Source organism: Kitasatospora sp. NPDC056531 (assembly GCF_042794375.1).
Taxonomy (GTDB): domain Bacteria; phylum Actinomycetota; class Actinomycetes; order Streptomycetales; family Streptomycetaceae; genus Kitasatospora.
Window position 1 is genome coordinate 1 of the sequence record NZ_JBHTTU010000175.1, and the last position, 7,236, is coordinate 7,236.

Here is a 7,236-nt window from a genome sequence, read left to right on the forward strand (position 1 = left end):
CGGATCTGATCGACGGATGCCTCACCCAAGCCGGACTGATCATGGATGGCTGACCCCGGCCAGCCCCCGACACCACTCATTCAATTTCAGTAGCGATGAGTGATATGGGACAGGCTGCCCTGCGAGCCGGTCCAGGCCCCGATCGGGGGCGAGCAGACTGTCACTCCCCGATCAGCTTCCGCCAACTACGTGGTCGCGGTAGGTCTGGAAGGCCCGCCAGCTGTTCGGGTTGCCCGTTGCCAGGAAGTCGCCCTCGGAGATGTCGATCACGCGGCAGCTCACTGCGTCATCGATGTTGACGATGGCCTGCAGGACGTCGTCGCCGGTGCCGCGGACATAGAGCATGATCGAGTCCACTGAGGTTTCGGAGCCCAGGTTCAACTCCATTGACCAGGTGGGGCCGGTGATCCGGCCCCAGGTCGGTTCAGCGAACTCGATCCCCGGGACGCGACCACGCAGCGTCGCCTGGACCTCGTCGCAGGAGCCGATCGGCTCGGTGCTGAAGTCGTCCGGGAAGTCGTCGACCGAGACGAACTCGGCCGGGACCGGCAGAACGAGCGCCCATCCGGCGTCCGACCAAGGCCGGCGCCATGACCGTGGTGCGGGGAACCGGGCTGCTCAGTCAGGTCATCGAGCGCGGCGGTGCCGTCTCATGCAGAGATGCGAGCTCACCCGGAGCGTGTGGCCGCCCCTGGGGCGCGGCGGTTGCGCGGCGTGGTGTCGTCTGCTGGTCGTTGACCTCGCGCAGGACGTGGTAGGCGCGGGCGAGGAGTTTCCGGGCGACCGCGGTGGTCGCGATCTTCTTGCCCCGGCGGCGCGCCATCTCCTGGTAGGCGGGGGCGAAGGCCGGATGACGTTTGGCCGTCTGGGCGGCCTCGCACATGATCCAGCGCAGCCAGGGCGAGCCCTCCTTGGAGATGTGGCCGTGGCGGACGGTGCGGTCGGAGTTGCGCACGGTGGGGGTGAGTCCGGCCCAGGAGGCGAGCTTGCGGGCGGAGGGGAAGCGCGTGATGTCGCCGACCTCGGCGACGACGGCCAGCGCGGTGAGGACGCCGACGCCGGGCAGTTCCCTGAGCGCTGTGATGCGCAGGTCGCCGCGGGCGCAGGCGGCGAGGTCCCGATCGAGCGCGTCGATCGGTGGCCGTAGAGCGTCCATGACCGCGAGGAGGTCGTCTACCACGTGGCGGGAGGCGTCCGGCAGCGGCAGTTCGGCGAGCCAGGCCCGGCCGGGGCCGGTGAAGCACCCGCCGGCCGGTCGGGTGTGACCGAGGTCGGCGAGGACGGCGTGGACGCGATTTCTGAGCAGGGTGCGCAGACGCACCAGCTGGAAGCGGTGCCGCAGCAGGGCGCCCTGTTGGCGTACCTCCAGCGGGGCGATCCACGCCTCCGGCAGGAGGTCCGCGCGCAGGAGCCGGCCGAGGGTGGCGGCGTCGACCTTGTCGTTCTTCAGCCTCGCGGAGGCGATCGCCTTGCACTGGAGGGGGTGCACGAGGTGGGGCTCGTAGCCGTAGTCCTCCAGGAGCTCCACCAGCCAGCCCCAGCCGTAGGCGGCCTCGAACGCAACCGGAGTGCCGATCGGCAGGTCCCCGATCACCCCGAGCACCGTCTCCACCCCGTTGGGCACATTACGGTTGACCTGCACCTCGCCGTCCTGATCGACCAAGGCGATCTGTGAGCGCTTGCGATGCACGTCGATCCCGACGTAGACAGACATTGCCGGGCCTCCTTCCCGAGCTCGCATCTACCCGGACGATAGGCATCGCCGGGCTGAGCACGGAAGGGGGCCCGGCCCTCATAGGGTCAGGTCAGACGGAGCGGCTCAGCCGGTAGGGGCCGAGGTAGTAGGAGAGTGCGGCATGCGACGGGCCGTCCGCGACCTCGCCGCTCGTCAGCAGCTTGACCACCTCGGCCTCCGTCAGCCACTCGACCCGGGTCGCCTCGGAGACGTCCTCCGGCTCGCCGACCCGCGTGCAGCCGGTGACGTGGTACGAGCGGAAGTGTGCGTCCGAGATGCCAGCCATAGCGTCGTACTCGGTCAGCAGCTCGACGCGACCGGGCCGGTAGCCGGTCTCCTCCTCAACCTCCCGGGCAATCGCCGCCGATGGGTCCTCGCCCGGCTCGGCCCAGCCCGCTGGCACCTCCCAGCCCCAGCGGCCGGTGATGAACCGGTGCCGGTAGAGAAGGAGGAAACGGTCACGGTCGTCGGTGACGACGGCGGTGGTCGAGCGCTTGGGGTAGCGGACGACGTGGTGGTCGATTCGGCCGACTCCCGGCACCTCGACCTTGTCCAGCCACACCTCGACCCAGGGGCTGCCGTAGACCTGCCGACGTCCGAACGTCTGCCACTCCATGTCCAGCCTCCTCACGCGTGGACCAATTGCGCCCTCGACTCTCTCACGCGCGTGGCAAGCTCCCGCACTGGCCTCTCGGCCGACCACGGAGCGAGGGAGCGCTGGAATGCCCGCGCGCGGAGGACGATCGGCTGGACCACGCTTCCGTCCGCAACGTCGAGGGCGTCGTGTGCGAGCGCGCAGGCGGCAGCGAGGTTGCCCTGGGCGAGCCGTACCTCCGCGAGGTCGAGGGTGAGGACCGCTCGGCCCTTGACGTCGGCGGCGGCCCTGCGGCCGATGGCGGTCTCCAGCAGGTTGCTGGCCGCTTCGTGCTCGCCGAGGTGGGCGTACGCCTCACCGGCGAGGCCGTCGAGGCGCGGGGTGGTGAAGAAGTCGAGGCCGCCGATCGGCTCGTCTGCGAGGTCGAGGTGGCGGGCGGCCTGGTCGAGGGAGGCCAGGGCTCCGTGCCGGTCACCGGCAGCCGCCAACGCACGGGCGAGGTTGGCTGTAACCCCGGCGCGGCGCCGAGGAGCTGCGGTCGCAGCGTGGGCGGCGGCCTGCCGGAGGAGAGTGGTGGCGGTGTCACGGCGCCCCGCGGTGTATTCGACGATGCTCTGCATGGTGAGGAGCCATGCGGTCAGGTCGTCCGCCTCTCCTTCGCCGGCGGCGACGGCGCCGAGGTGGAAATGGGCCTCTGACTTGCTGCGGTCGCCGAGGTCGTGGTGTGCGAGGCCGAGCAGGCCGGAGACAGCGGCCAGTATCCGCACTCCGCGGCGCCGGGCAGCGAGGGACTGCGGGCGGGCGAGCATCTCGTGTACGCCGACCAACTGCCGCTGCAGGGTAGGTACGGATTCAGCGGGCGGGGTCGACGGGTAGCGGAACGCCGCGTCGGCGACGGCTGCCTCCAGGTGGCTGAGGGCTGCGTCGCTGGCGGTGGAGCGGCTGAGCATGTCCAGCACTTCCCAGGTCTCGGGTACGGCTGCCGGCCGGAAGGCGGTGGGCTCAGCCGCCGACTCCCACGGCCGGTCGGCGAGGCCAAGCATGCGCCCGGGGATACGCAGGCCGTCGGCGATCCGCTCGATCACGTCCATGCTGGAGACCGTCCGGCCCCCGGTCATGATCTCCGTGACGCGGCTGGTCGACAGCCCGGTGCGGCGAGCGATCTGGGCCGCACCGACGCCAGCCCGCTTGACGGCCTGGAACACGGCGCCGATCTGCCGTCCGGCGCACGCCGACTCGAACGCGGGGTCGACGAGCAGATGTGCGGGGAGCGGTTCCGGTGTGGGCATCGGGGCCTCCCGGGGTTGGTGATGGCATGAGGGTATCGGCCACCGTGGCTCCACGGTGGGTACTCACCATGGCCCTAGTGGCGCCCCAGGTAGCAGCCGATGCTGTGCCCGTGACCACGCATCAGCCGCCAACCCGCGCGCAGCTCGAGGCCCTGGCCTGCATCCGCTGTGGCCGCGAGGGCGGCGCACTGAACCGCTGGCCACGTCTACACGCCCACTGGCGAGGGCTCCGCCCCGCTCGGCTGGGCCGTTGTGGCTTGCGCTTCCGGATGCCCGACCACCTCGACGGAGGAACAGTGACCGAGCACGCCATGACCGCGGACACAATCATGGTGGAGTTCCGCCCGTTCGACGGGCCCATCCGAAAGTTTCGGGTGAATAGCGACCATCTGCATGGCCAGGTCTGCGTCGTCGGCACGGACTGCAGCGGGACGCGCCTGGCCTACGTCGGCCACGTCTACACCGACGCTCCTCCTGGGAGCGTGGACTACGGCCGACCCGTTGTCGCTCACCCCGAGTGCCTGGAGGCACACCGGTGATCCAGGATGATCTGACGGTCGCGGTGGACGGCCACCTGGAGCGCGTCACCAAACCGGCGCTGGAGGCCCTGGACGTGCTGTGGCAGGCGGTCCGCCAGCTGCCGATCAGCAAGTACGAGCTGCAGGCCATGGAATGGCTGCTCGCCTCCGACAGTACGGCGGACCTGGAACGCATGATGGGCGGGAACGGCGTCATCGACTGGCCCCTGGGCCTGCCCGGCGGTGGCCAGGCGATCGTCCGCGTGTGGTACGGCGACGGCCTGACCCGAGCTCAGCGGGTCGGTGCCCGGTACACGGTCGTCCAGCTGCCGGCCGATTACCTGGGCCGGCGTCTGTGGGCGATCCAGGATGCCGAGACTGATGATCTGGTCCGCACCGGCCCGGACGCCCTCCAGTTCTCGATCCGGGAGAGCGCCATCGCCTGGATCCTCGGCCAGGTGAACCTCGCCGGGTACCGCGCGTTCCCAGCCGGGGCGGCCGCCGTATGAGCGCCGTCGGCGGTAAGCCGGTCCAGGCGGGCACCGCCATGGGGCACTGCCCGTGCTGCTACGCGCATGTCCGCGGTCGGCTGATCCGGACGGTTGACGAGCGGCAGGAGCTGGTCGAGCACGACGGCTGCCCCGGGGAGCCTCCGCGCGAGGTTCGAGCCCGCACCTACAACGGCTGAATCCCCGCGTCAGCGGGCACGGAATCACCACGATGGTTGGCCCCGCAGCGCTACGAGAGGACAGCCGATGAGCGACACGATCCCCCGAACGCCCAGGGCCGGTGGCGCGGTCAGCACCGCGGTTCCCGAGGGCCCACGGTCGGCTGTACTCGTCGGCCCTGCGTTCGCTGGAGTTGCTCCCAGGCGCAGCGCTACGGTGAGGCTTTCGCGCCGTCGGCCCCACGCTCGCGGGGGTTGCTCGAAGAAGAAGTACCTGGTGCCCTACGCCCGGGGGGTCGGCCCCGCGCTCGCGGGGGTTGTTCCAGCGTGGACGCGGTTCTGGGCAACGTTGCAGGTGCCGAATAATCATCCGCGCTGGTCATTCGGCATGTTGGTACTCGTGGAGTGTGTCGCCGAGTCGGTCTCGTCGAAGGACCTCCAGCTGTGTGACGTGCCCTGGCGGGTTGATCGGTTCAGGTGGCAGGCGCAGGGGCGTGGCCTGCATCAGCGCTCGGTGTGGCCGGCGCCCGTTGTAGCGGGCCTCGAACTCACGGAGCGTGTGGAGGAGGTGGCGCTGGTTCCAGATCAAGGTGCGGTCCAGGAGCTCCCTGCGGCAGGTCTGTATCCAGCGCTCCGTCAGGGAGTTCATCCGCGGCATCCGGATGCCGGTGGTGACCGCCTTCGGGCCGGCATCGGCCATCAGGGCGTCGAAGGCGGCGGTGGACTCCGAGTCGCGGTCACGGATCAGGAACCCGGCCGTGCTGCCCGCGTCCTCGATCTCTATGAGCAGGTTGCGTCCGAGCTGCACGATCCTCCCCCAGCCTTCGGCCGGGAGGTACCCCCATCGCGGTCGGATACGCGGTGACGCCCAGGACCCGGATGCGCCTCGTCGAGTGCTCGATGGCGGCGAAGACGTACAGGCGCGCCCCGGTCAGCGTGCGGGTCTCGAAGAGATCGCAGGCGAGCAGGGCCTCGGCCTGGCTGCGCAGGAAAGCGGCCCAGATCGTGCTCTGCCGCTCGGGCGCGGGCGGGACGCCGTGCGCGCGGAGGATCTCCCAGACGGTGGAGGCGGCGACCTTGATGCCGAGGGCTGCGAGTTCACCGTGGATGCGCCGGTAGCCCCACGAGCTGTTCTCACGGGCCAGGCGCAGGACCAGGACGCGGATCGACCGGACGGTCGGCGGGCGCCCGCGACGCTTCGATGTGCAGGTTGCGGGCATAGCGCCGCTTGAGCAGGTCGCGGTGCCACCGCAGGACCGTGTCCAGGCGGACCAGCAACACAAGACGCCGCAGCCGGTCGGTGGGGAGGTGGTGGAGCAGCCCCGCGAGGACCGCGCGGTCCGTGTCGGTGAACACCGGCTTCGCGGCCTGCGCTGCAAAACCAGCAGTTGGTGCCGCAGCGCCAGGACCTCGATGTCCTTTTCCCGGCTGCCCATCGGCAGCAGCCGCAGCAGCGCGAAGGTGTTGGTCATGGCGAGGTAGGCCAGGCGCAGCAGCACAACAGATCATCATGCCGTCCGTGCTGCCCCGCGGGGAAGACAACCACGAGGCCGACAGACGCGACCCGTGGCCAGGTGACAAGGCTGCGACCAGGCCGGATGATTTATCGGCACCCACAGTCCGCGTCGGTCAGGGCGTGCCACACCTTCTCCGCAGTGCTCGCGATGTAGGTGACATAGGCGAATGACGGTTCGGTGCTGCCCATGATGTGCTCCGCTCGCTCGTTCTCCACCATGGCAGTGTGGACGAAAACCCGGTGTACGGCGGGGCCGAGCCGGTCGGCGCGCTCGAGGTGGCGCCGACGGCCCGGACGGCGGTGGCGTGGCTGCCGCCGCAGGAGCTCTGGCCGGCGATCCAGGACATCCGCTGGGAGCATGATCCGCAGGTACGGCGGTGGCCGCCGCATGTGAACCTGCTGTTCGGCTTCGTGCCGGAGGAGGAGTTCGCGCGGGCGGTGCCGCTGCTCGCCGCCGGGGCGGCGGAGAGCGCGGCGTTCGCCGCGCGTCTGGCCGGCGTGCGGTACTTCCGGCACCGGCATTACGCCACCGTGTGGCTCGACCCGGCCGCGGCGGGCCCGGCGCCGTGGGCCTGTCTCCACCGGGCGCTGGAGCAACGGTTCCCGCTCTGCCGCGGGCGCGGCGGCCGCTTCATCCCGCATCTGTCCCTCGGCCGCACACAGGACCCGCGGCAGCTGGCCGCCGAGTGCGCCGCCCGGCTCGGCGCACTGTCGGCGGTGGTCGAGGAGGTGGTCTTGCTCTCCCGGCGCGGCGACGAACCGATGCGGCCCCGGGCCGCAATCGCGTTGGGCACGGGCGAGGTCCGTCAACTGCCGGATTGCTAGTACTGCAACCGCACTTGATCATGGTTGACTTGGCGAGTGATTGATCTTGGGGTGGGACAGGTCGAGGAGTGGAAGGCGGCACTGGCGGGAC

7 protein-coding genes and 1 pseudogene are annotated in these 7,236 nt (G+C 70.4%); 3 read left to right on the forward strand and 5 right to left on the reverse strand.

Features of this window, described 5'->3' with window-relative positions:
- Positions 1-171: 171 nt before the first annotated feature.
- The 4 genes from ACFQ87_RS43290 to ACFQ87_RS43305 all read right to left on the reverse strand — a co-directional run bounded on the left by ACFQ87_RS43290 (position 172) and on the right by ACFQ87_RS43305 (position 3,619).
- On the reverse strand, positions 172-387 hold the full coding sequence (locus ACFQ87_RS43290) for a hypothetical protein (RefSeq protein ID WP_380616516.1): 216 nt from the start codon (positions 385-387) through the stop codon (positions 172-174).
- Between the two features lie 235 nt (positions 388-622).
- Complete coding sequence (locus tag ACFQ87_RS43295) at positions 623-1,714, reverse strand: IS110 family transposase (RefSeq protein WP_380616517.1); 1,092 nt, start codon at positions 1,712-1,714, stop codon at positions 623-625.
- Between the two features lie 91 nt (positions 1,715-1,805).
- Entirely contained in the window at positions 1,806-2,351 is a 546-nt protein-coding gene (locus tag ACFQ87_RS43300) for an NUDIX hydrolase (protein WP_380616518.1), read from the reverse strand.
- Positions 2,352-2,362: 11 nt separating this feature from the next.
- Positions 2,363-3,619, reverse strand: a complete 1,257-nt coding sequence (locus ACFQ87_RS43305) for a helix-turn-helix domain-containing protein (protein WP_380616519.1) — start codon at positions 3,617-3,619, stop codon at positions 2,363-2,365.
- Positions 3,620-4,154: 535 nt separating this feature from the next.
- On the opposite strand from ACFQ87_RS43305, the gene ACFQ87_RS43310 reads away from it, so the two are divergent.
- Positions 4,155-4,646: a hypothetical protein gene (locus ACFQ87_RS43310; RefSeq protein WP_380616520.1), complete on the forward strand. Its 492-nt coding sequence runs from the start codon at positions 4,155-4,157 to the stop codon at positions 4,644-4,646.
- A complete protein-coding gene (locus ACFQ87_RS43315; protein ID WP_380616521.1) occupies positions 4,643-4,825 on the forward strand; it encodes a hypothetical protein in 183 nt (60 codons plus the stop codon). The genes ACFQ87_RS43310 and ACFQ87_RS43315 overlap by 4 nt, the downstream gene beginning before the upstream one ends.
- A 358-nt stretch (positions 4,826-5,183) precedes the next feature.
- Here the strand turns inward: ACFQ87_RS43315 and ACFQ87_RS43320 are convergent.
- A pseudogene (locus tag ACFQ87_RS43320) lies at positions 5,184-6,303 on the reverse strand (integrase core domain-containing protein).
- 242 nt (positions 6,304-6,545) lie between these two features.
- On the opposite strand from ACFQ87_RS43320, the gene ACFQ87_RS43325 reads away from it, so the two are divergent.
- Positions 6,546-7,145, forward strand: a complete 600-nt coding sequence (locus ACFQ87_RS43325) for a 2'-5' RNA ligase family protein (protein ID WP_380616523.1) — start codon at positions 6,546-6,548, stop codon at positions 7,143-7,145.
- Positions 7,146-7,236: the final 91 nt, after the last annotated feature.